The organism is Actinacidiphila acidipaludis (genome assembly GCF_019890725.1).
GTDB lineage: Bacteria > Actinomycetota > Actinomycetes > Streptomycetales > Streptomycetaceae > Actinacidiphila > Actinacidiphila acidipaludis.
This window is the reverse complement of record NZ_JAINZZ010000030.1, coordinates 1-21,332: the sequence shown is the minus strand read 5'-3', so window position 1 is coordinate 21,332 and position 21,332 is coordinate 1. Positions and strand designations below refer to the sequence as shown.

Annotated in this window: 18 protein-coding genes; 13 read left to right on the top strand and 5 right to left on the bottom strand. The window is 75.8% G+C overall.

Annotated elements, in window-relative coordinates; translation table 11 throughout:
* Nucleotide 1 precedes the first annotated feature (1 nt).
* From cbiE to cobC, 5 genes are all read left to right on the top strand, one after another.
* Nucleotides 2-1,267, top strand: coding sequence for a precorrin-6y C5,15-methyltransferase (decarboxylating) subunit CbiE (gene cbiE / locus K7862_RS22240; RefSeq protein ID WP_222965374.1), 1,266 nt, complete (start codon nucleotides 2-4; stop codon nucleotides 1,265-1,267).
* Between the two features lie 268 nt (nucleotides 1,268-1,535).
* The gene (cobJ, locus tag K7862_RS22235) at nucleotides 1,536-3,266 is read left to right on the top strand and encodes a precorrin-3B C(17)-methyltransferase (protein WP_222965253.1); all 1,731 of its coding nucleotides are present in this window, start codon (nucleotides 1,536-1,538) and stop codon (nucleotides 3,264-3,266) included.
* Nucleotides 3,267-3,399: 133 nt separating this feature from the next.
* Nucleotides 3,400-3,990 (top strand): precorrin-8X methylmutase, encoded by a 591-nt coding sequence (locus tag K7862_RS22230; RefSeq protein ID WP_222965251.1) that lies wholly within the window; start codon nucleotides 3,400-3,402, stop codon nucleotides 3,988-3,990.
* Nucleotides 3,987-4,928 (top strand): sirohydrochlorin chelatase, encoded by a 942-nt coding sequence (locus tag K7862_RS22225; protein ID WP_222965249.1) that lies wholly within the window; start codon nucleotides 3,987-3,989, stop codon nucleotides 4,926-4,928. Before K7862_RS22230 ends, K7862_RS22225 begins: the two co-directional genes overlap by 4 nt.
* Nucleotides 4,912-6,057: an Rv2231c family histidinol phosphate aminotransferase CobC gene (gene cobC / locus K7862_RS22220; protein WP_222965247.1), complete on the top strand. Its 1,146-nt coding sequence runs from the start codon at nucleotides 4,912-4,914 to the stop codon at nucleotides 6,055-6,057. Before K7862_RS22225 ends, cobC begins: the two co-directional genes overlap by 17 nt.
* A 131-nt stretch (nucleotides 6,058-6,188) precedes the next feature.
* Here cobC and K7862_RS22215 read toward each other — a convergent pair whose 3' ends face one another.
* Nucleotides 6,189-7,388: an SCO1860 family LAETG-anchored protein gene (locus K7862_RS22215; protein ID WP_262413599.1), complete on the bottom strand. Its 1,200-nt coding sequence runs from the start codon at nucleotides 7,386-7,388 to the stop codon at nucleotides 6,189-6,191.
* A 381-nt stretch (nucleotides 7,389-7,769) separates the two neighbouring features.
* Nucleotides 7,770-8,858, bottom strand: a complete 1,089-nt coding sequence (locus tag K7862_RS22210; RefSeq protein WP_222965245.1) for an amidohydrolase family protein — start codon at nucleotides 8,856-8,858, stop codon at nucleotides 7,770-7,772.
* Nucleotides 8,859-8,927: 69 nt separating this feature from the next.
* On the opposite strand from K7862_RS22210, the gene K7862_RS22205 reads away from it, so the two are divergent.
* Nucleotides 8,928-9,992 carry an aminotransferase class V-fold PLP-dependent enzyme gene (locus tag K7862_RS22205; RefSeq protein WP_222965243.1) on the top strand — a complete coding sequence of 355 codons (1,065 nt, stop codon included), beginning with the start codon at nucleotides 8,928-8,930 and terminating at the stop codon, nucleotides 9,990-9,992.
* A gap of 206 nt (nucleotides 9,993-10,198) precedes the next feature.
* On the opposite strand, the gene K7862_RS22200 is transcribed toward K7862_RS22205, so the two are convergent.
* On the bottom strand, nucleotides 10,199-11,761 hold the full coding sequence (locus K7862_RS22200) for an aldehyde dehydrogenase (NADP(+)) (RefSeq protein WP_222965241.1): 1,563 nt from the start codon (nucleotides 11,759-11,761) through the stop codon (nucleotides 10,199-10,201).
* Between the two features lie 229 nt (nucleotides 11,762-11,990).
* Here K7862_RS22200 and K7862_RS22195 point away from each other — a divergent pair, with 229 nt between their 5' ends.
* From K7862_RS22195 to K7862_RS22180, 4 genes are all read left to right on the top strand, one after another.
* A complete protein-coding gene (locus K7862_RS22195) occupies nucleotides 11,991-12,761 on the top strand; it encodes an IclR family transcriptional regulator (protein ID WP_069462429.1) in 771 nt (256 codons plus the stop codon).
* Between the two features lie 27 nt (nucleotides 12,762-12,788).
* Nucleotides 12,789-13,637: a class I SAM-dependent methyltransferase gene (locus K7862_RS22190; RefSeq protein ID WP_222965239.1), complete on the top strand. Its 849-nt coding sequence runs from the start codon at nucleotides 12,789-12,791 to the stop codon at nucleotides 13,635-13,637.
* A 163-nt stretch (nucleotides 13,638-13,800) separates the two neighbouring features.
* Entirely contained in the window at nucleotides 13,801-14,424 is a 624-nt protein-coding gene (locus K7862_RS22185; RefSeq protein WP_222965237.1) for a SigE family RNA polymerase sigma factor, read from the top strand.
* Complete coding sequence (locus K7862_RS22180) at nucleotides 14,424-15,311, top strand: hypothetical protein (RefSeq protein ID WP_222965235.1); 888 nt, start codon at nucleotides 14,424-14,426, stop codon at nucleotides 15,309-15,311. Before K7862_RS22185 ends, K7862_RS22180 begins: the two co-directional genes overlap by 1 nt.
* A 352-nt stretch (nucleotides 15,312-15,663) precedes the next feature.
* Here K7862_RS22180 and K7862_RS22175 read toward each other — a convergent pair whose 3' ends face one another.
* Together K7862_RS22175 and K7862_RS22170 are read right to left on the bottom strand one after the other, a co-directional pair.
* Nucleotides 15,664-16,845 (bottom strand): hypothetical protein, encoded by a 1,182-nt coding sequence (locus K7862_RS22175; RefSeq protein ID WP_222965233.1) that lies wholly within the window; start codon nucleotides 16,843-16,845, stop codon nucleotides 15,664-15,666.
* 22 nt (nucleotides 16,846-16,867) lie between these two features.
* Nucleotides 16,868-17,800 carry a 5-dehydro-4-deoxyglucarate dehydratase gene (locus tag K7862_RS22170; RefSeq protein WP_222965231.1) on the bottom strand — a complete coding sequence of 311 codons (933 nt, stop codon included), beginning with the start codon at nucleotides 17,798-17,800 and terminating at the stop codon, nucleotides 16,868-16,870.
* Nucleotides 17,801-18,011: 211 nt separating this feature from the next.
* On the opposite strand from K7862_RS22170, the gene K7862_RS22165 reads away from it, so the two are divergent.
* The 3 genes from K7862_RS22165 to K7862_RS22155 all read left to right on the top strand — a co-directional run bounded on the left by K7862_RS22165 (nucleotide 18,012) and on the right by K7862_RS22155 (nucleotide 21,084).
* Nucleotides 18,012-18,836 carry an NAD-dependent epimerase/dehydratase family protein gene (locus K7862_RS22165; RefSeq protein WP_222965229.1) on the top strand — a complete coding sequence of 275 codons (825 nt, stop codon included), beginning with the start codon at nucleotides 18,012-18,014 and terminating at the stop codon, nucleotides 18,834-18,836.
* 114 nt (nucleotides 18,837-18,950) lie between these two features.
* Nucleotides 18,951-19,688 (top strand): alpha/beta fold hydrolase, encoded by a 738-nt coding sequence (locus tag K7862_RS22160; protein ID WP_308012113.1) that lies wholly within the window; start codon nucleotides 18,951-18,953, stop codon nucleotides 19,686-19,688.
* Between the two features lie 154 nt (nucleotides 19,689-19,842).
* Nucleotides 19,843-21,084, top strand: a complete 1,242-nt coding sequence (locus K7862_RS22155) for a TerD family protein (protein ID WP_222965370.1) — start codon at nucleotides 19,843-19,845, stop codon at nucleotides 21,082-21,084.
* The last annotated feature ends 248 nt before the right edge of the window (nucleotides 21,085-21,332 follow it).

The following is a 21,332-nucleotide window of genomic DNA, read 5'->3' as shown; positions in this document are numbered from 1 at the left end:
GGTGATCACCGTCATCGGCACCGGGACGCATCCCGCCTCCGGCGCGGTGGCGGTGCGGGCTTCGCGCCCGGGCGCCGGGTCGGACACCGGGTCGGACGCCGGCGCCGAGGCCGGTCTCGTGGTGGGAGCGGCCAGGCATCTGGAGGCGGCGCGTGTCCCCGCGGGTGTGCGGCAGGTGGTCCTGGGGCCGCTGGCGCCCGCACTGGACGTCATCGCGGAGTACCTGGCCGAGGAGCGGCCGGTGACCGTGCTGGCCTCCGGCGACCCGGGGTTCTTCGGGATCGTGCGGGCGCTGGGTGAGCGCTTCGGGCCGTCCGCGCTGGATGTCCGCCCGTCCTCGCCGTCGGTCGCCGTCGCGTTCGCGCGCCTGGGGCTGTCGTGGGACGACGCGGTCGTCGTGAGCGCCCACGGGCGCGGCCTGCGGACGGCGGTGAACGTGTGCCGGGCCCACCCGAAAGCGGCCGTCCTCACCGGTCCCGGTGCCGGACCCGCCGAACTGGGCGCGGAACTGGCCGCCGCGGGCCCCGAACGCACCCTCGTGGTCGCCACGGCCCTCGGCACGGACGAGGAGTCCGTCGTCCGCGTCAGCCCCGGCGAGGCGGCCGCACGCGACTGGCCCGCGGCGGTCTCCGTCGTGCTGAGCCTCGCCCCCGGTGCGCAACGGCCCGGCGACCGCGCCCGGACCGTCGCCGGCCCGGCACCCGCGCCCGCCGGATGGGCGCTGCCCGAGGAGGAGTTCGCGCACCGCGACTCGATGGTCACCAAGTCCGAGGTGCGGGCCCTGGTGCTGGCCCGGCTCGGGCCACGCCTGGGCGAGCTGGTGTGGGACGTGGGTGCCGGATCGGGGTCCGTCGCCGTGGAGTGCGCGCGGTTCGGAGCGGCCGTCGTCGCCGTCGAACGTGACGCGGACGGTGTGGCGCGGATCCGGGCGAACGCGGCCGCGCACGGCGTGGACGTCCAGACGGTCCACGGCACAGCGCCGGGCGCGCTGGCCGAACTCCCCACCCCCGACGCGGTCTTCGTCGGAGGCGGCGGCTCCGGTCTCCCGGCGATCGTGACGCACTGCGCCCGGCGCGCCCGCCGCACCGTCGTGGTCACCCTCGCGGCCGTCGACCGTGTGCCCGCGGTCCGTTCGGCCCTCCTCGACGCCGGGCTGGTCCCCGACGGCGTCCTCCTGCACTCCTCCCGCCTCGCCCCGCTCCCCGACGGTTCCACCCGCCTCTCCCCCACCAACCCCGTCTTCATCCTCTGGGCCACCCGCCCATGACCCCCACCAGCAACCGGCCTTGCGCCGAGCCCGGATGGAGGCGCGGGGTCCCCCAGGCCTCCCCCGGGAGGTGCCCCCAGCGCGCCCAGCCACAACCGGGCAGCACACGGCACAGCACCCCGCGGGGCGCAACGCACCCCGCACCACACCCCGCGAGGCGGAACGCTCCCGCGCGTACCGCCGCCCGAAGGGGTGCCCCACCGCAGCGCAACCGGGCGCAGCTCGGCGCAGCGCCGAACGCAGGACGAGGAGACAAGGACGTGAGGACGTGATCGGGCTGGTGGCGGCGACGGCCGCGGGACGACGGGGGTGCGAACGGCTGGCCACCGCGTGGCCCGGCCGCACCCGGACCTACGAGGGCCCCGTGAGCCGCAGCATCGGCGCCGCGTTCCGGGAGTGCGACCAGCTCGTCGTGTTCCTGGCGACCGGCGCCACCGTACGGCTGCTCGCCCCGCTGCTGGCGGACAAGGCGACGGACCCGGGCGTGGTGACCGTCGACGAGGCGCACCGGCACGCCGTCGCCCTGCTCGGCGGCCACGCGGGCGGAGCGAACGACCTGGCCGAGGCCGTGTCCGCGGAGCTCGGTTCGGCGCCGGTCGTGACGACCGCCACCGACGCGGTCGCCCTCTCCGCCCTGGACGGCCTGCCCTGCCCCGCGGAGGGCGCCGTAGCGGCAGTGACCCGCGCGCTGCTCGACGGGGACCCCGTCCTGCTGCGCGCGGCCCCGGCCTGGCCGCTCCCGGCGCTGCCCGCGCGGCCCTGGCCGGACACCGACGAGGACCCCGGACTCCCGGCCGTGTGGGTGACGGACCGGGTGGAGCCGCCGCGCGAGGCCACCGTGTTCGTGCGGCCGCCGTCGCTCGTCGTGGGCGTCGGGGCCAGCAGTGGCGTGACGGCCGGGGAAGTGCTGGGCCTGGTGCGCGGGACGCTGCGGGACGCGAGGCTGGCCGAGGCGAGCGTCACGGCCCTGGCCACCGTGGACGCGAAGGCGTCGGAGGCCGGCATCGTCGAGGCGGCGGCCGAACTCGACGTGGAACTGGTGACGTTCGCCGCCCCGGACCTCGCGCGGATCCCCGTGCCGAACCCGTCCGCGGCGCCGCTGCGGGCCGTGGGCACGCCCTCCGTGGCCGAAGCCGCCGCGCTGCTGGCCGCGGGCCACTCCGCCGCCGCCCCGGCCCAGGACGCCGGGACCGGCCCTGCGCCCGAACTCGTCGTGTCCAAGCGGAAGTCGGCGATGGCGACGGTGGCCGTCGCCCGCCGCCGGCCCCGCGGCCGGCTGGCCGTGGTGGGGCTGGGTCCGGGCGCGCGCGATCTGTTGACCCCCCGGGCCACGGCGGAACTGCGCCGCGCCTCGGTCGTCGTGGGCCTGGACCAGTACGTGACGCAGATCCGCGATCTGCTGCGGCCCGGCACTCGGGTGCTGGAGTCCGGTCTGGGCGCCGAGGAGGAGCGGGCGCGGACCGCGGTGGCCGAGGCGCGGGCCGGTCACGCGGTCGCGCTCATCGGCAGCGGCGACGCCGGCGTGTACGCGATGGCCTCGCCCGCGCTCGCCGAGGCCGCCGACGACATCGACGTCGTGGGGGTGCCCGGGGTGACCGCCGCCCTGGCCGCCGCCGCCCTGCTGGGGGCGCCGCTCGGTCACGACCATGTGTCCGTCAGCCTGTCCGACCTGCACACGCCGTGGGAGGTGATCGAGCGCCGGGTGCGGGCCGCCGCGGAGTCCGACCTGGTCGTGACGTTCTACAACCCGCGCAGCCGCGGCCGGGACTGGCAGTTGCCGAAGGCCCTGGCGATCCTCGCGGAGCACCGCACCCCGGGCACACCGGTCGGTGTGGTGCACGCCGCGTCCCGCCCGGACGAGCGCGCCGAGGTGACCACGCTGGCCGCCCTGGACGTCACGACGGTGGACATGGTGACGGTCGTGACCGTCGGCAACACGGCCACCCGTACCGTCGCCGGCCGGATGGTCACCCCGCGCGGCTACCGGTGGCAGGCATGACCGGGGACGCGCGGACGGCCGGAGCCACGCGCACGACCGGCACCCGCACCGGAAGCGACCCCACGCCCTCGGCCCGGCCCCGGCCCCGGCCCCTGCCTCGGCCCCTCCCTCGCCCTCGACCGCAAGGAGCCCCGTGACCCGCACGGTCCACCCCATCGAGCAGGAGTCCTTCCGGATCCTGCGCTCGCGGCTCGACACCTCGCACCTGCCGCCGCTGCACCGGGCCGTGCTGGAACGGGTGATCCACTCCAGCGCCGATCTGTCGTACGCGGACGACCTGGTCACGGACGAGGACCAGCTGCGGTCGGCGCACGCGGCGTTGCACGCGGGCGCGCCCGTCGTGGCGGACGTGGAGATGGTCGCCGCGGGCATCACCGCGCGGCGGGCCGTCTGCCGGCTGCCGGACGCGTCGTCCTGCACGGGTCTGACCCGCAGCGCCCACGCGGTGCGCCTGGCCTACGCCGAGGTGGGGCCGGGCGCGGTCTGGGTGATCGGCTGCGCGCCGACCGCCCTGGAGGAACTGATCGCGCTGGACGCCGCGCCCGCCCTGGTGATCGGCATGCCCGTCGGTTTCGTGGGCGCCGCGGAGAGCAAGGCCCGGCTGCGCGCGTCGGGACTGCCCGCGGTGAGCAACGTCTCCGAGAAGGGCGGCTCCGCGGTCGCCGCCGCCGCCCTCAACGCCCTGCTGTACACGCACCATCCCCTGAAGGAGAACCACCGGTGAACCCGCCTGCACTGCTGCTCGTCGGCCATGGCACGCGCGATGCTGTCGGCGCCGAGGCGTTCCGCGCCTTCGTCGCGCAACTGGACGCGGCCGAACCCGGATTGGCGGTGGGCGGGGGGTTCATCGAGCTGTCCCCGCCGCCGCTCGCCGACGCGGTGGCCGCCATGGTGGACGGCGGGGTGCGGCACTTCGCCGCGGTGCCCCTGGTGCTGGTCTCCGCCGGGCACGCCAAGGGCGACATCCCGGCGGCGCTGGCGCGTGAGGAGCGGCGTCACCCCGGCACGTCCTTCGCCTACGGCCGGCCGCTCGGTCCGCACCCGAAGCTGCTGCAGGTCCTGGAACGGCGGCTGGACGAGGCCCTGGCCGGCGCGGACCGCGCGGACACGACCGTGCTGCTGGTGGGCCGCGGCTCGACGGATCCGGATGCCAACGCCGAGGTCTTCAAGGCGGCGCGGCTGCTGTGGGAGGGTCGCGGGCTGGCCGGTGTGGAGACCGCGTTCGTCTCGCTCGCGCAGCCGTCGGTGCCCGCCGGGCTGGACCGCTGCCGGGCGCTGGGGGCGCGCCGCGTCGTGGTGCTGCCGTACTTCCTGTTCCCCGGCGTGCTGCCGGACCGGGTGCGGGACCAGGCGCACGAGTGGGCCGCCGCGCACGACACGGAGGTGCGCTGCGCCGACGTGATCGGCCCGGAGCCGGAACTGGCCGAACTCGTCATGGAGCGCTACCGCGAGAGCCTGCGGGGCGACCTGCGCATGAACTGCGACTCGTGCGTGTACCGGATCAAGCTGCCCGGCTTCGAGGACCGGGTCGGCCGCCCGCAGCAGCCGCACCACCACCCGGACGACCCGGGCCACACGCACGGCCCGCACGGCCACGAGCCGCACCCCCACGAACCGCACGCACCGCACGGAGAGGGCCACCCGCATGCACCCGCCCGCTGAGGCCGGCAGGACGTACGACCTGCGGCACCACGGCGACGCGGAGGTCGGCGCGGGGCTGGTGGACCTGGCCGTCAACGTCCGTGCGGGGACGCCGCCTTCGTGGCTGGCCGACCGGATCGCCGCTTCGCTCAAGGGACTCGCCGCCTATCCCGACGCCGGTGCGGCCCGGAAGGCGGTGGCGGCGCGGCACGCCAGGCCCGAGTCCGAGGTGCTGCTCACCGCGGGCGCGGCCGAGGCGTTCGTGCTGCTCGCCCGGGTGCTGCGGCCGCGTCGCGCTGTGGTGGTGCATCCGCAGTTCACCGAGCCGGAGGCGGCCCTGCGTGCGGCCGGTCACGCCGTGGACCGGGTGCTGCTGGAGGCGGCGGACGGATTCCGGCTGCACCCGGCCGCGGTGCCCGAGGACGCCGATCTCGTCGTCCTCGGCAACCCGACGAACCCCACCTCGGTGCTCCATCCGGCCCCTCTGGTCGCGCGGTTGGCCCGGCCGGGGCGGACGCTGGTGGTGGACGAGGCGTTCATGGACGCGGTGCCGGGCGAGCGCGAGTCGCTGGCCGGGCCGGGCGGCGTTCCCGGTCTCGTGGTGCTGCGCAGCCTCACCAAGACCTGGGGGCTGGCGGGGCTGCGGATCGGCTATCTGCTGGCGGGCGCCGACGTCGTGCGGAGCCTGCAGGCCGCTCAGCCGCTGTGGGCGGTGTCCACGCCGGCGCTCGTCGCGGCCGAGGCGTGCATGGCGCCCGAGGCGCTGGCGGAGGCGGCGGAGGCGGCCCGCACGGTCACCGCCGACCGGGCCTATCTGGTGGACCGTCTGGGCGGGGTGCCCGGCGTCGAGGTCGCGGGCACGTCCCCGGCGGGCCCGTTCGTGCTGCTGCGGCTGCCCGGCGCGGCCGACGTACGGCTGCGGCTGCGGGCGATTGGGTACGCGGTGCGCCGCGCCGACACGTTCCCGGGTCTCGGTCCGGACTGGCTCCGGGTCGCGGTCCGGGACCGGCGGACCACCGACGGCTTCGCGAACGCGCTGGCGACCGCGACCGTCGATCTCCCGGACCCGCCGGGTCCCGCCGGCCCTCCCGGCCGGCCCGGTGTCACCGGCCGCACGTCGGCGGCCGTGCCGGGGGCGGGAGGGCCCTGAACCGGCGGGCGGTGCGGCGGCCGGACTCCCCGGACCCCGTCCCCGCACCGCGCACCGCCGTCAGTGCCGCGGGCCGCCGCCGTCCGTGACGCACCCCCTGATGCGCGTCCGGCCGCAGCGGCGTACCGCGACTATTCGCCGTCGCGCGCGGCGGCGCGGCGGCGACGGCCGGCCAGCACCACGCCACCCGCGCCGAGCGCGACGAGGACGGCGGCGCCGCCCACCAGGTAGGGCGTGGTCGAACTCGCGCCGGTCTCGGCCAGGTTGCCGGTGTCGGCGACCGTCTGGGCGCGGGTGCTGCCGGACGTACCGCCGGACGTGGTGGAGCCCGACGTGGTGGACCCCGTCGAGCCGGTGGCGCCCGAACTGCCGGACGTGCCGCCGGAGGTGGCCGAGCCGGTGGTCGAACCACCGCTGGTGGCGCTGCCGGTGGTCGACCCGCCGGTGGTCGAACCGGTCGTGCCGCCGGAGGTGTGGCCGCCGGACGTTCCGCCGTTGTCCGCACCGCCGTTGTCCGAGCCGCCGTCGTCGGAACCGCCGCTGGTCCAGCCGCCGTCCGAACCGCCGCTCGAACCGCCGGAGTGCGGCATGCGGCAGGTGGCCTGGGCGAGGGTGACGTCGCCGCTGACCTCGGCCACGCCCAGGCTCAGCGGGTTGACGTGCACCCTCAGCCGCAGGGCGGTCGCGGCGGCGCTGCTGGACGTGGTGACGGTGTTCGTGAGGTCGAGGCTGACCCGGCCCACGCCCGGCACGTTCAGGTCCGTCCTGCCGCTCGCGTCGAGCGCGATGTGGCGGCCCAGGACGCTGACGCCGACCAGGTGCGAGGACGCGGTCGGGTGGTGGCCCAGGGCGCAGGTGGCCTTGGAGGTGATCGCGTCCAGCTTGACGAGGGAGAGCAGCGGCAGACCGGGCAGGTGGACCTGCGCGTTGACGATGTTCGCGTAGCCCTCGGCCTCGTGGTGGTCGGCGGTGGCCTTCGCGGTGGCCACCGCCGCCCGCAGGAGGGTCACCGGATGACCGTGCTCCACGCCGTGGCCGACGTTCACGGTCAGCGCCGTCTCCCGGGCGTCGCCGGGTGCCCGTACGTCGTTCAGCGCGACGTTGACGGGCACGTCGACGGACCTGTTCAGCAGCGAGACGTCCAGGCCGGCGCGGAGCACCGTCGCGGTGGACGAGCCCTCGCCGCCGCCGTGGCTGTCGGCGGGAACGGCCTGCACGGCCGGCGCGAAGGCGGCGGAACCGGCCGCGAGGACGACGGCCGCTCCGATCACGGCGGCGGAACGGCGGGCCGAACGGGCGGTGGATACGGAGAAGTTGATAGTGCGGTACACGGTAGGCGAACCCCTGTGGCTGGCATGGCATCCCCGGCGTGCGCTGATAAGGGGACAGCCCGCCGGGGATTTCGACCCGGCCATGTTTACGCACTGAGGGTGAACCGGCGGCTACACGGCGCGAGTTCACCCTGACGGGTGGTTTCCACGTGGATGTTCGATTGCTGCCCGTACGGTCGTTCTCTCCCATCACCCCTGTCACGGGATGAACACCGCACCGCTGTTGACGTGCCCGCGCGTACGCCGAGGTGCTCAACGCGCCGGGCCGTGCGCGCGTCACGGCCCGTCAACGCCCGGCCGGTCCGCCGCTGGTGATGGTGGCGGTGGTGATGAAGATGATGAGGGCGTCGGCGCCGAACCCTGAGTCGGGCCGCGCGGCCCTCACGCCACGACGGCGCCGCGCAGCACCACCCGGCGGGGCGCGCGCAGCACCCGCACGTCCTCCCTCGGGTCGGCCTCGTAGACCACCAGGTCGGCGGACGCGCCCTCGGTGAGGCCGGCCCGGCCCAGCCACTTGCGGGCGCCCCAGGTCGTCGCGGACAGGGCCGCGGTCACCGGTAGTCCGGCCCGCACGAGTTCGGCCACCTCGTCGGCGATCAGGCCGTGCGCGAGACTGCCGCCCGCGTCCGTCCCGGCGAAGACCGCGATGCCCGCGTCGTAGGCGTTGCGCACGGTGTCGTACCGCCGGGCGTGCAGCCGGCTCAAGTGGGCCGCCCACCGCGGGTACTTGGCCGCGCCCCCGGCCGCGATCCCCGGGAAGGTCGCGATGTTGACCAGCGTCGGCACGATGGCGACCCCGTGCTCGGCGAACAGCGGAATCGTGGCGTCGGTCAGACCGGTGGCGTGCTCGATGCAGTCGATGCCCGCGGTGACCAGATCGGCCAGCGAGTCCTCGGCGAAGCAGTGCGCGGTGACCCGGGCGCCCTCCTGGTGCGCGGCGGCGATCGCCTCGGCCAGCGCGTCCTTGGGCCAGCAGGCCGCGAGGTCGCCCGCGTCGCGGTCGATCCAGTCGCCGACGAGCTTGACCCAGCCGTCGCCGCGCCGCGCCTCCCGGCGCACGTACGCGGCCAGGTCACCGGGCTCGATCTCGTGGGCGTAGTTGCGGATGTAGCGGCGGGTGCGGGCGATGTGACGGCCGGCGCGGATGATCCGCGGCAGGTCGTCCCGGCCGTCGATCCACCGCGTGTCGCTGGGCGAACCCGCGTCCCGGGCCAGCAGCATCCCCGCCTCGCGCTCGGTGAGCGCCTGCTTCTCTGCGGCGTCGCGGTCGACGGCGCCGTGTGCGTCGAGCCCGATGTGGCAGTGCGCGTCGACCAGGCCGGGCAGCACCCACCCGTCGACCGTCGCGTCCGGCGCGGCGGCGGGCCGGGTGTACGTGACGCGGCCGCCGACGACCCACAGCTCGTCGTGGACCTCCTCCGGTCCGGCCAGGATCCGGCCCCTGATGTGCAACACCTCGCGATCAGCCATGCAGGGCACTGTACGAGGCGGCGGTTAGGGTCGGAACGTACGGCCCTGATCTTCCCGAGGAGCACCGCTGTGTCCGACCCCTCCCCTGCGTCGCACCCCCACGCCGGCCTGCTCGGCCTGCCGCCGCTGACCGCCGCGGACTTCGCGGCGATCGAGCGCCGGGTGGCGGCCCTGCTGTCCACCGGGCAGGACGTCGTCATCACGCAGGGCGAGGCCCTGCTGCCGCTCGAGGCGTGCATCCGCGGCGCGGCCCGGCCCGGGTCCACGGCGCTGAACGTGGTCACCGGCCCCTACGGCAACACCTTCGGCGGCTGGCTGCGGGACGCCGGCGCCAAGGTCGTGGACCTGCTGGTGCCGTTCGACTCCGCGGTGAGCGCGGACCAGGTCGCGCGGGCGCTGGAGGAGCACCCGGAGATCGACTTCGTGTCCCTGGTCCACGCCGAGGCGGCCACCGGCAACACCAATCCCGTCGCGGAGATCGGCGAGGCCGTGCGGGGCAGCGGCGCGCTGTTCATGCTCGACGCCGTGGCGTCGGTCGCCGCCGAGCCGCTGCTGCCGGACGCGTGGGGCGTGGACCTGTGCGTGATCGGCGGCCAGAAGGCGATGGGCGGGCCGGCCGGGGTGTCGGCGGTCGCGGTCAGTGAACGCGCGTGGCAGCGGATGGCGGACAACGCGGCGGCGCCGCGGCACTCGTACCTGTCGCTCCTGGACTGGAAGGAGCGGTGGATCGACGGCGGGCGGAAGGCGCTGCTGCACGCGCCCGCGCAGCTGGAGATCCTGGCGCTGGACGCGTGCCTGGACGCGATCGAGCGGGAGGGGCTCGACGCGGTCATGGCGCGGCACCGGGACGCGGCGGCGGCCGCCCGCGAGGGTGCGCTGGACCTCGGGCTGACCCCGTTCGTGACGGAGGCGGCGCACGCGGCGCCGGTCGCGACGACGATGCGCACGCCGCAGGGCATGCACGCCGGTGAGCTGGTCGCGGCGGCGCTGGCCGCGGATCCGGGTGCGGCGCTCGCGGCGGGCGGCGGGGCGCTGGCCGCGGAGATGCTCCGTGTCAACCATTACGGGATGGATGCCACGGATGCGGCGGTCGCCCGGGCGCTGAGTGCGTTGAGCGCGGCCCTCCACCGCTAGCCCCCTGCGGGGGAGGCTCGCCCGGAACGTACTGGGGTTCGCCCCCCCTTCGGCATCCGGGGTGCTCCGGGGCGCCGTCGCCGTCCAACGGTGCGTTGCGGCTCGTCGCGCCGGGGGCAGCCCGACGGCCGGACAGGGGAAGCTGCGGGCAGCGCACCCCCGCAGGCCGGGCCCGAGGTTCCGGAAGCCCAGCAGCAGGCGCCGCCTCAGAGCTGCTGGACGCCGTCCACCCTGCGGGGCAGCCCCAGCGGGTTCCCGTCCCGCAGTTCGGGGGGGAGCAGGGCCGGCGGCGTGTCCTGGTAGGCGACCGGCCGCAGCCAGCGCTCGATGGCGGTGGCGCCCACGGACGTGGACGTCGAGGTGGTGGCGGGGTACGGCCCGCCGTGGTGCTGGGCGCCGGTCACGGCCACGCCGGTGGGCCAGCCGTTGACGAGGACCCGGCCGGCGAGCGCGGTGAGGCGGCGCAGCAGGTCGGCGGCCGGGCCGCCCTCCTCGCCGGCCTCGGCCGCACCGAGGTGGGCGGTGGCGGTGAGGTTGCCGGGCAGCCGGTCGAGCACCGCGCCGAGCGCGGCGGCGTCGGCGTACCGCACGATCACCGTCAGCGGCCCGAAGCACTCCTCCAGCAGCAGGTCGTAGGCGCCCTGTTCGGAGAGGTCGGCGGCGTCGACGACGACGTACCCGGCGCGGACGCGCTGTTCGGAGAGGTCGTCGGCGGCGCCGGGGGCGACGGGGGTGGTGACGCCGGGCAGGGCCACCCGGGCCGCGGCGCCCTTGACGAAGTTGTCCCGCATGCGGGAGTCGAGCAGCACGCCGGCCGCCGCCTGCTCGGCCGCGCCGGTGAGCGCCCGCACCAGCCGGTCGCCGTCCTCACCGGAGGGGGCCAGGACCAGGCCGGGCTTGGTGCAGAACTGCCCGTTGCCGAGGGTGAACGAGCCCGCGAGCCCGGTGCCGATCTGCTCGGCGCGCTCGGCCGCAGCGGCCTCGGTGACGACGACCGGGTTGAGGCTGCCCAGCTCGCCGTGGAAGGGGATCGGCCGGGGGCGGGCGGCGGCCGCGTCGAACAGGGCGCGTCCGCCGGGGATGGACCCCGTGAAGCCGGCGGCGGACACGAGCGGGTGGCGCACCAGGTCGACGCCCGCCTGGAAGCCGTGCAGCAGCACGACCGTGTCCTCGGGCAGCCCGGCCGCGACCGCGGCGCGGCGCAGCGCCCGTGCGCACAGCTCGGAGGTCGCCGGGTGGTCGGGGTGGGCCTTGACGACGACGGGGCAGCCGGCGGCCAGCGCGCTGGCGGTGTCGCCGCCGGGCACGGAGAAGGCGAGCGGGAAGTTGCTCGCCGCGTAGACGGCCACCACGCCCAGCGGGATCTTGTAGCGCCGCAGGTCGGGGCGCGGGATGGGCTTCGCGTCGGGGTCGGGGTGGTCGATGATCACGTCGAGGAACGCGCCCTCGTCGACGACGTCGGCGAACGTGCGCAACTGGAAGGCGGTGCGCGCCAGTTCACCGGTGAGCCGGGGGACGCCCAGCGCGGTCTCGGCGTCCGCGGTGGCGATGATCTCCTCGGCCGACTCCTCCAGGAGCCCGGCGGCGCCGCGCAGCAGCGCGGCGCGGGCGGGGCGGTCGGCGAGCGCGGGCAGGGCGGCGGCCGCGGCCCGCACGGCGGCGTCGACCTGGTCGGCGGTGGCCTCGGTGGCGACCGGGCCGGCGGCGGGACCGGCCTCGGCCCGCTGCTTCCCGGTTCGGGGGTCGACGCTCCAGACTGGTACTGCCACCGAAACTAACCTCCACGTATCCACGCCCGCGACCTGTGACGGTACGGTCGGAGGCCGGTCCGGGGGTGACCGGAGCCCGCCGCGGCCCCGGCGATCCTGCCGCCGCGACTGCCGCCGTACCGCGCCCACACGATCCGCGGTTCTCTATACTGAACAACGTCTTCACATGTGAACCTATCTCGGGAGCCTACGTCCACGCCTCCCGGGCGAACAAGAGGGGTCTAAGGCGATGGCTGCTGCCGAGGGAGCCGGTTCCCAGGTCAAGTCCGCGGTCCGCACCGTGGAGCTGCTGGAGTTCTTCGCCAACAGCCCCGGCATGCACAGCCTGGCCGCGGTCCAGGAGTCCGTCGGCTACCCCAAGTCCAGCCTCTACATGCTGCTGCGCACGCTGGTGGAACTCGGCTGGATCGAGACCGACGCCACGGGCACCCGGTACGGCATCGGCGTACGAGCGCTGCTGGTCGGCACCTCCTACATCGACGGCGACGAGGTGGTGGCCGCCGCCCGGCCGACCCTGGACCGCCTGTCGGACGACACCAGTGAGACCATCCACCTGGCGCGGCTGGACGGCACGAACGTGGTGTACCTGGCCACCCGGCAGTCGCAGCACTACCTGCGGCCGTTCACCCGGGTCGGCCGCCGGCTGCCGGCGCATTCCACCTCGCTCGGCAAGGCGCTGCTGGCCACGTACACCGACGAGCAGGTCCGCAAGCTGCTGCCGGAGACGCTGGAGCCGCTGACCGAGCACACCCACACCGACCGCGAGAAGCTCATCGAGGAGCTGGCCCAGATCCGCGAGCAGGGCTACGCCGTGGACCGCGAGGAGAACACACTGGGCCTGCGCTGCTTCGGCATCGCCATCCCCTACCGCACGCCCGCGCGGGACGCGGTGAGCTGCTCGGTGCCGGTGGCCCGGCTCACCCCGGGGCACGAGCAGATGATCAAGGACACGCTGTTCGACGCCCGGGACCGCCTGCTGCTGGCCACCCGCCGCCTGTGACGGCCCGCGGTGCGTAGGGTCGCTGCCATGGCCACCGATCGCGGACCCGCGCCGCGCACCTCAGCCCAGCAGCCCCACGACCCGAGCCGGCAGCCCGGCGATCCCGCCCTGCGCGCCCGGCGCGCCTCGTCCTTCGGGGCCGAGGCCGCCGCGTACGCCGAACACCGGCCCGACTACCCCCGGGACGGGGTGAACTGGGCGCTCGCCCCGGTGCTGTCGGCGCCGGGCCCGACCGCGGGGACGGCCCTGGACATCCTCGACCTGGGCGCGGGCACCGGCAAGCTGACCGCCGTGCTCACCGGGCTCGGCCACCGCGTGACGGCCGTGGAGCCCGATCCCGCGATGCTCGGCGAGCTGCGCGTCCGGGTGCCGGAGGTGCGGGCGCTGCCCGGGGGCGCCGAGGACATCCCGCTGCCCGACGCCTCGGTCGACGCGGTGCTGGTGGGGCAGGCGTTCCACTGGTTCGACCAGGAGAAGGCGCTGCCGGAGATCGCCCGGGTGCTGCGGCCCGGCGGGGTGCTGGCGGCCCTGTGGAACAGCGACGACGACCGGGTGGGCTGGATCGCCGAGCTGGGCCGGATCTCCAGCAGCCGGGTGTCGTTCGTGGAGTGGCCGACGACCCACGGCATCACCGCGCACCCCGCGTTCTCGCCGGTGGAGAGCACCCACGTGCCGCACTTCCAGCAGCGCACCGCCGAATCCCTGGTCGCCAACGTGGCCACGCACTCGTCGATCCTGCTCCTGGAGCCCCGCGAGCGCGACGAAGTCCTCGACCGTGTGCGGGAGTTCCTGGCCTCCCGCGCGGACACCGCGTCCGGGTCCTTCGACTTCCCGATGGTCACCCGGGTCGAGCGCTGCGTGCGCGTCGCGGACTGACCGGCCGAGGCCCGGCGCCGCCGGCGGCCGCCCGGCTCACCGGTGGCGCAACACCGCCGCCGGCCCCGGGAATTCACTGATTCCCGACCTCTGCCCAGGGCGTTTCCCCGCTGCTACGCTCACGCCGCGCCGTGGCGGGAGGTCCGGGCAGGAAGAGGTGACGGTGGGCACAGTCGTCGACGACGATACGGCCGCGTTCCACGCGTTCTTCGAACGGCACTACGCCGAACTGGCCCGGCTGGCGCACCTGTTGACCGGCGAGGCGGACGCGGCGGACGACCTCGCGGCCGACGCGCTGGTGGCGCTGTGGCGCCGCTGGGACCGGGTGCGGGACGCCGAGAACCCGGTCGCGTACGCCCGCGGCGTGGTGGCCAACCTGGCCCGCTCACGCATCCGCAGCGCGGTGCGCGAGCGGCGGCGGGTCGCGCTGTTCTGGTCGCAGCGCAGCGAACGCGTCGACGACCCGGACGTGCCCGCCGTGCTGGACCTGCGGGAGGCGCTGCAGCGGCTGCCGTTCCGCAAGCGCGCGTGCGTGGTGCTGCGGCACGCCTTCGACCTCTCGGAGCGCGACACGGCGGCGGCCCTGGGCATCTCGGTGGGCACCGTCAAGAGCCAGACCTCCCGCGGAGTGGCCGAGTTGGAGCGACTGCTGGCGCCGCGGGCGGCCGAGCCCGATACGGTTCCGGCGGTACCGCGCGCGGGCGGACAGGACCCGGGCACGGCACGGATCCTGGGTGCGCCCGCCTCTCCGGCGCGTGCCCGTACGCGTACGGGACGGGGAGTGTGATGGCCGAACTGCCGGAACGGTTGCGGGAGGCAGCCGCCGCGCACCGGCCCGACCGGGAACGCATCCTCGCCCGGGTCGAGCAGGCGATGGCCGCTCCCGACGGGCAGGGCCCCGCCGGGGAGCGGGAGCGCTCCCCGCGGGACAGCCGGCCGGCGCCCTGGATGCGGGTGGCGGCGGTGGCCGCCGCGGTGGCCGGGGCCGTGGGCCTGGGCGGGCTCGCGGTCGGCGCCGTCACCGGGAGCACGGGCACGCCCGGCCGGAGTGTGGTCTCGACGGCCGGCGACTCCGGCGCCCCTCCGCCTGTCACCGCTTCGGGCACGGCGAGCGGCCCGCCGCACTCCCCCACGCACCCGGTCTCGACCGCCCCGGTGGAGCCGGGCCGGGGCTCGGAGCACGCGTCGGGGCGCGTTCCGGTGCCGCCGGCCTCCGGGACGCCGGCGGGCACGGCGACACCGGCGGCACCGTCCGGCGGCACCCCGTCCAAGGGCGCGCCGCCCGCCACGTCCGGGTCGTCCTCCGGAGTGTCGTGCGTGGGGTCGGTCGACTCCGCCAGCAACGACTACTGGACGCAGAGCGACGTACGGCTGACGGTCGGCCGCCCGCTGACCTCGCTCCACATCGAGCTGCGCATCGCCAGGACGACGGGCGTCAGCAGCACGGGGTCCTTCGACTCGGTGTCGGGGCAGACCGCCGCGTCCGTCGCCGTCGAGGGCGACTACCTGGTCTACCGGTGGGACCTGGACGCCGGGCAGACGCTGGCCGCCGGCACCTACACCTTCGCGGGCCAGTTCAACCACGCGGGCGGCGACCGCGACACCAGCGGGGACCGGTACACGGCCGTGGCGAACGGGCCCGGCGGAGCGGTCACGCTGGGCGGCAGCTACTGACCGGCAACACGCGTGCCGTCAAAGAGGGGTGGCCCGGCCCTACCGCCTGGTAACCTCCCGGAAAAATTGCCCGTCGCCACGGCAACCTCCTGAGTCCCGGTGGCGACTTGGGTATGCACGGCCCTCCCGCCGACGGGCGGGCAGCACCGGGGCGCGGCGGTACCCCCATGATCGCCGCTCCCCGGGTGCCCGGCCCGGTGGCGTCCCCGGCCGCCGGGCCGTTCGGGTCATGTCTCCCCCTCCTCACGGCAGTCCGGGTCGCCGAAGGGCCGACTCGCGGTTCCAGCACCGTCGTTCGGGCTGCGGAACAAGCCGACTTCCCGCCCACCACAGCCGTCCGGGCCGCCCGGGATCAGAGCCCGGCCAGTGCCTCGCGGACCGCCGCCAGGTCGGCCTCGGACGCCAGGCCCGCGTGGTAGAGGCGGAGTTCGGTGGCGCCCAGGGCCGCGGCGTGCGCGGCGTCGGCGGCGAGTTCGCCCGGACGCCCGCCCATTCCGCCGACCACCGTGAAGTTGGCGGCGAGCACGGAGCCGGGCCGGGCGTGGGGCACGGTCGGGGTGAGCATCGCCTCGCGGACGGCCGGACCGCCGGTGCAGGGCAGCACGAGCCCGTCGGTGTGGCCGAGGATGTGCGCCGGGTCCACACCGGCGTTCGCCCCGCAGTGGTACGGCGCCGGGTCGGCGTGCATCAGCACCTGGAACCCGGCCGGCGCGGCGGCGCGCACCGCGGCGACAGCCTGCTCCTGGAGCGAACGGGCCCGGTTCAGACGCCAGGTGAGGGCCACGTCGGCCGACTCGGCGCCGAGCAGCTTCTCGACGGCCGGCAGGCCCGCGTCGGTGCTGCCCTGCGCCCAGGCGGGGGCCAGCGCCTGCCGCACGGCGGCGGCCAGGCGCTCGGGATCCGCCCCCAGGCTCGCGTAGCCGGCGCGGCAGTACGCGCAGAAGCACAGCGACATCAGGTACTGGGCGGCGTCACCGAGCGGCACTCCGCCGATCTTGTCGTGCGCGTGCAGGTGCGCCAGGCCGTACCAGCCGAGGGACTCCAGCTCGGTCCCGCGGGCGCCAGGGCGTACGGCGGCCTCGGCTGCCAGGTCGACGAGGTAGCGGCGCACCTCCGGGTGCGCGATGCACGGCGCCCACGGGTAGCGGTCGCCGTGGGCGTTGACCACGTTGGTGTCCGGGTGCTCCTCGCCCAGGCGGGAGTTGTGCGCCAGCACCACCCAGGTGTGCACCTCCAGTCCGGCGGCCTCCAGCGCGGCGGCCGCCGTCCCGTACGCGTCGGGCCCGTCCACCCAGCTGCCGGCCGGCCTCGGGCGCAACGTCCGTCCCCGCCAGCGCTGTTCGTCCGGCGGGTAGAGCACGGCCGCGTACTCGGCGGTGACGACGCGGCGGCGGGGGTGGCGCGGGGTCAGGGCCCGCGTCGAGTGGTACGCGGAGGCGAGCGTGACCTGCCGGACGCCGAGGTCCGCGACGCGGGACGCGGCGGCCGGGTCGCCGGCCACGTCCCAGGGGTAGAGGAAGGCGGAGCTCTTCATGACGGCTGCCCTCGCGCGGCGGTCAGTGGTCGCCGAGCAGGGCGAGGCCGCGTTCGATGAGTTCGCCGAGTTCCTTGACGTGCGCGGCGGCCGGCTCCGACAGCGGCGGCCGGACCTCGCCGACGTCCAGCCCGCGCAGCCGGACCCCCGCCTTCACGAGCGAGACCGCGTAGCCGCGGCCCTGGTTGCGCAGGTCGACCAACGGCCGGTAGAAGCCGTCGAGCAGCCGGTTGACGGTCGCGTCGTCGCCGCGCGCGAGCGCACTGTGGAAGGCGAGGGCGATCTCGGGCGAGAAGGCGTACACGGCCGAGGAGTAGAGGCTGACGCCGATGCCGCGGTAGGCCAGGCCGGTGAGTTCGGCGGTGGGCAGGCCGTTGAAGTACAGGAAGTTCCGGCCGGGCAGCTCGGTGCGGACCGCGCTGATGATCCGCTGCATCAGATCGAGGTCGCCGTGACCGTCCTTGAGGCCGATGATGTTGGGGACCTGGGCGAGCGCGACGACCGTCTCGGGCGTGAACACCGCGTTGTCGCGCTGGTAGACGATGACGTCGAGGCCGGTGCCCTGGGCGAGCGCGGTGTAGTGGCGCAGCAGGCCCTGCTGGTCGGCGACCACCAGGTAGGGCGGCATGGCGAGCAGGCCGTCGGCGCCGGCCTCCTCGGCGATCCTGGCGTACCGCAGGGCCAGTACGGTGCCGTATCCGGCGCCCGCCACCACCGGCACGCGGCCCGCGGTCTCCTCGACGGCCGCGGCCACGCAGGCGCCGAACTCCTCGGGGGACAGGGCGTGGAACTCGCCCGTGCCGCAGCAGGCGAACACCGCTGCCGCACCCGCTTCCACCCCCGCGCGCACGTGCGCGCGGAAGGCGTCGAGGTCGAGGCCGCCGTCCGGGCCGAAGGCCGTCACGGGGAAGAACAGCAGGCCGTCGAGACGCTCGGCGAGTGCGGGTGAGGTCATCGTGGTCCCCTCTGCGTGAGGCGCGTGATGTGCGCTCATCTGATCCACGTCCATATTCATGAACGCTGCCACGCTAGGCGAGGTCACCGGCACGGGTCAAGCCGACGAGCGGCCTCCGGCGCGGCGTCACCCGGCGCTTCATCGTCCACGTACATGAACCCCATCCATGGATATACTCGGCGGGTCGTCCGGTACCGAGGAGGCCCCTGGAATGCCCGCTCCCCGCACCATCCTGCTCACCGGCGCCGCCGGCGGGCTCGGCACCCTGATGCGCGGCCTGCTGCCGTCCTACGGCTACGAGCTGCGGCTCTTCGACGTCCGCCCGATCCCCGACGCGCCCGACGCGATCGTCGCCGACCTGGCCGACCGCGACGCGCTGCGTGAAGCGGTCCGCGGCGCCGACGCGGTGCTGCACCTGGCGGGCATCTCGCTGGAGTCGACGTTCGACAAGATCCTGCGGGCCAACATCGAGGGCACCCACAACCTCTACGAGGCGGTGCGCGAGGAGGGCGTGCGGCGGGTCGTCTTCGCCTCCAGCAACCACGCCGTGGGCTTCACCCCCCGCCCGGAAGGGGCGTACCCGCTGCCCCCGGAGGCGCTCATCCCGATCGACACGCCGCTCCGGCCCGACACCTACTACGGCCTGTCCAAGTGTTTCGGCGAGGACCTCGCCCAGCTCTACGCCGACCTGCACGGCGTCGACACCGTCTCGGTGCGCATCGGCTCCTGCTTCCCCGAGCCGACCACGGTGCGCATGCTGTCGGTGTGGATGAGCCCCGCCGACGGCGCACGGCTCTTCCACGCCGCGCTCACCGCCGACGTCACCGGCCACACCGTGGTCTACGGCTCGTCCGCCAACACGCGGCTGTGGTGGGACCTGGCGCCCGCACGGGCCCTCGGCTACGAACCGCGGGACGACTCCGAGCCGTTCGCGGCGAAGCTGGTCGCCGAGCAGGGCGAACTGGACCCGGACGAGCCGGCGCACGCCAACCTCGGCGGCGCGTTCTGCACGACGCCGCCGGTCTGGCCGTACTGAGGGGATGCCCGCGAGGCCTGCGGGGTCGGCGCGGGACGGCGCCCTCCCACCGCGGGCCCGCGGGGTCTGCTACGAATGACCCCGCGGGGCAGGCCCGCGGAAGTGGGGTGCACGGTGGCCGCTGAGCGCACGTACCAGGGCGTCGTGGTGCGGCGGCCCGCCGGCCGGCCGGAGGCCGCGGTGCTGGTGCTGCACGGCGGCTCGGAGAACGGCCTGCGGCGGCCGGCCCCGCTCAACGCGCCCTCGTGGCGGATGCGGCCCTTCGTCCGGGCCCTGGACCGCGCCGCCGGACCGCGGGCCCTGCTGATCGCCGAGGCCCGCTACCGGCACCGCGGCTGGAACGGCGAGCGCGCCGACGCCGCCCGGGACGCGACGGCGGCCCTGGCGGAACTGTCCAAGCTGACCGGCGGCGTCCCCACCGTGCTGCTCGGCCATTCGATGGGCGGCCGGGCCGCGCTGCGCGCCGCGGGCGCCGACGACGTCGCCGGGGTGGTGGCCCTCGCGCCGTGGTGCCCGCCCGGCGAGCCGGTGGACCATCTCACGGGCCGGCGCCTGGTGTTCGTCCACGCGCGGGCCGACCGCGTCACCTCGCCCGACGGTTCGCTGTCGATGGCCGGGCGCGCGCGCTCGGCAGGGGCCCAGGTGTGCCGCTACGAGCTGGCCGGGGGCGACCACGCCATGCTGCGGGAGGCGTCGGTGTGGCACTCGCTGACCGCCGAGTCGGTGGGCGCGCTGCTCGGCTTCGCGCCGCTGCCCGCCGAGACCGCCGCCGCGTTCGCCCTGCCGGCCGTCTCCACCGAGGGCCTGGCCCTGCCGGTCCGCGGGACCGCGCTGCGCGCCGCGTGGACGTGACAGGCCGCAGACGGACGCAGACGGACGCCCGGGCGGTGGGCCGTCCGAGGTGGGCGGTGGAGCGGTCGGTGGGCCGTCCGGCCGGGGCCGTCACCCGTCCGCGGGGGTAATGGAACCGCAAAGCAAGGCCGGTCGTTACCCGGACATGACCGCAATGACGCCCGGCTCGAATGTGCCGCTGTCCGTGCCGCGGGTGACGGTGGAGGTCACCGCTCCCGTGCGGCTCGACGTCTCGAGCCTGCTCCTGACCGCTGACGGCAAGGTGCGCTCCGACGACGACTTCGTCTTCTACAACCAGCCCCAGGGGCCCGGCGTGTCGTACCGCGGGGGCGGGGGCTCCGCCCCCGACGCGATCACCGTGGACACCGCCGCGGTGCCGCCCGCGATCGAGAAGATCGTGGTGACCGCCAGCATCGACGGCGGCGGGGCGTTCTCCGGGACGACCCCCACCGCGACGGTGCGCAGCGCGGACGACGGAGCCGAGATCGCCACCTTCGCCCCCACCGGCCTCGGGCCCGAGACGGCGCTGGTCGTCGTCGAGGTGTACCGGCGCGGCGGCGCGTGGAAGGTCCGCGCCGTGGGCCAGGGGTACGCCGACGGGCTGGCGGGGATCGCCACCGACTTCGGGGTGAGCGTCGAGGAACCGGCCGCGCCCGCCGCCCCGCAGCCGCCGGCCTCGGTGCCCGCGACCGTGCCGCCGCCCCCGCCCGCCGCGTTCCCGCCGCCGGGCGCCGCCGCACCCACCGGCCCGGCCGCCACCCACCTCCCGCCGCCGCCCGCGGCCCCTCCCGCTCCCCCGGCGGCCGCACCGGCGCCCGGCCGGATCAACCTGGACAAGGGCCGCGTCAACCTGCGCAAGAACGAGACGGTCTCCCTGGTCAAGGGCGGCAAGCCGCTGCTGTCCTCGGTGCGGATGGGACTGGGCTGGGAGCCCGCGTTCGGCGGCCGCGCCATCGACCTGGACGCCTCCGTCATCGCCTACGGACCGCAGCGGAACGCCATCGCCACCTGCTACTTCGGCAAGCTGATGGTGCTCGACGGCGCCATCCAGCACTCCGGCGACAACCTCACCGGCGAGGGCTCGGGCGACGACGAGGCGATCACCGTCCACCTCGGCGGCCTCCCGGCGGACGTCACCGGCCTGGTCTTCACCGTCAACTCCTACTCGGGCCAGAAGTTCAACAAGGTGGCCAAGGCCTACTGCCGCCTGATGGACGCCGCGACCGGCGAGGAGCTGGTCCGCTTCGACCTCACCAACGGCGAGGCCCGCACCGGCGTCCTGATGGCCAAACTCATCAAGCAGTACTCGGGAGAATGGGAGATGACGGCCCTCGGCTCCTTCGTCGACTCCCGCACCGCCCGCGGCATGGAGAAGCCGGGAGCCGCCGCGCTGTAGCCCGCGGTGCAGCGCGTGCTCGCCACCACGTGGTCGGCCCGGACCCCGCAAGGAGCCTCCGGGCCGGCTGCCCGACCCCGCACAGGCGGTGGCGGTGGCGGATGAGACCGTCGCGAGCGCTCCGGAGGCAGGGCCGGCCGTTCCCGGTCCCGGGCGCCGGGGCGTCGTGGCGGCGGGGCGCGGTCAGGCGGTGAGCCGGTCGGCGAGTTCCGTCAGGGAGTCGACGCGCCAGTCGGCCGTCAGGGCCA

What these genes read in the sequence shown, in the direction of transcription:
- K7862_RS22180 (WP_222965235.1), top strand. Translation starts at nt 14,424, where the DNA reads ATGGCCGAACTGCCGGAACGGTTGCGGGAGGCAGCCGCCGCGCACCGG.
- K7862_RS22190 (WP_222965239.1), top strand. Translation starts at nt 12,789, where the DNA reads ATGGCCACCGATCGCGGACCCGCGCCGCGCACCTCAGCCCAGCAGCCC.
- K7862_RS22210 (WP_222965245.1), bottom strand. Translation starts at nt 8,858, where the DNA reads ATGGCTGATCGCGAGGTGTTGCACATCAGGGGCCGGATCCTGGCCGGA.
- K7862_RS22170 (WP_222965231.1), bottom strand. Translation starts at nt 17,800, where the DNA reads ATGACCTCACCCGCACTCGCCGAGCGTCTCGACGGCCTGCTGTTCTTC.
- K7862_RS22195 (WP_069462429.1), top strand. Translation starts at nt 11,991, where the DNA reads ATGGCTGCTGCCGAGGGAGCCGGTTCCCAGGTCAAGTCCGCGGTCCGC.
- cobC (WP_222965247.1), top strand. Translation starts at nt 4,912, where the DNA reads ATGCACCCGCCCGCTGAGGCCGGCAGGACGTACGACCTGCGGCACCAC.
- K7862_RS22155 (WP_222965370.1), top strand. Translation starts at nt 19,843, where the DNA reads ATGACGCCCGGCTCGAATGTGCCGCTGTCCGTGCCGCGGGTGACGGTG.
- K7862_RS22175 (WP_222965233.1), bottom strand. Translation starts at nt 16,845, where the DNA reads ATGAAGAGCTCCGCCTTCCTCTACCCCTGGGACGTGGCCGGCGACCCG.
- K7862_RS22165 (WP_222965229.1), top strand. Translation starts at nt 18,012, where the DNA reads ATGCCCGCTCCCCGCACCATCCTGCTCACCGGCGCCGCCGGCGGGCTC.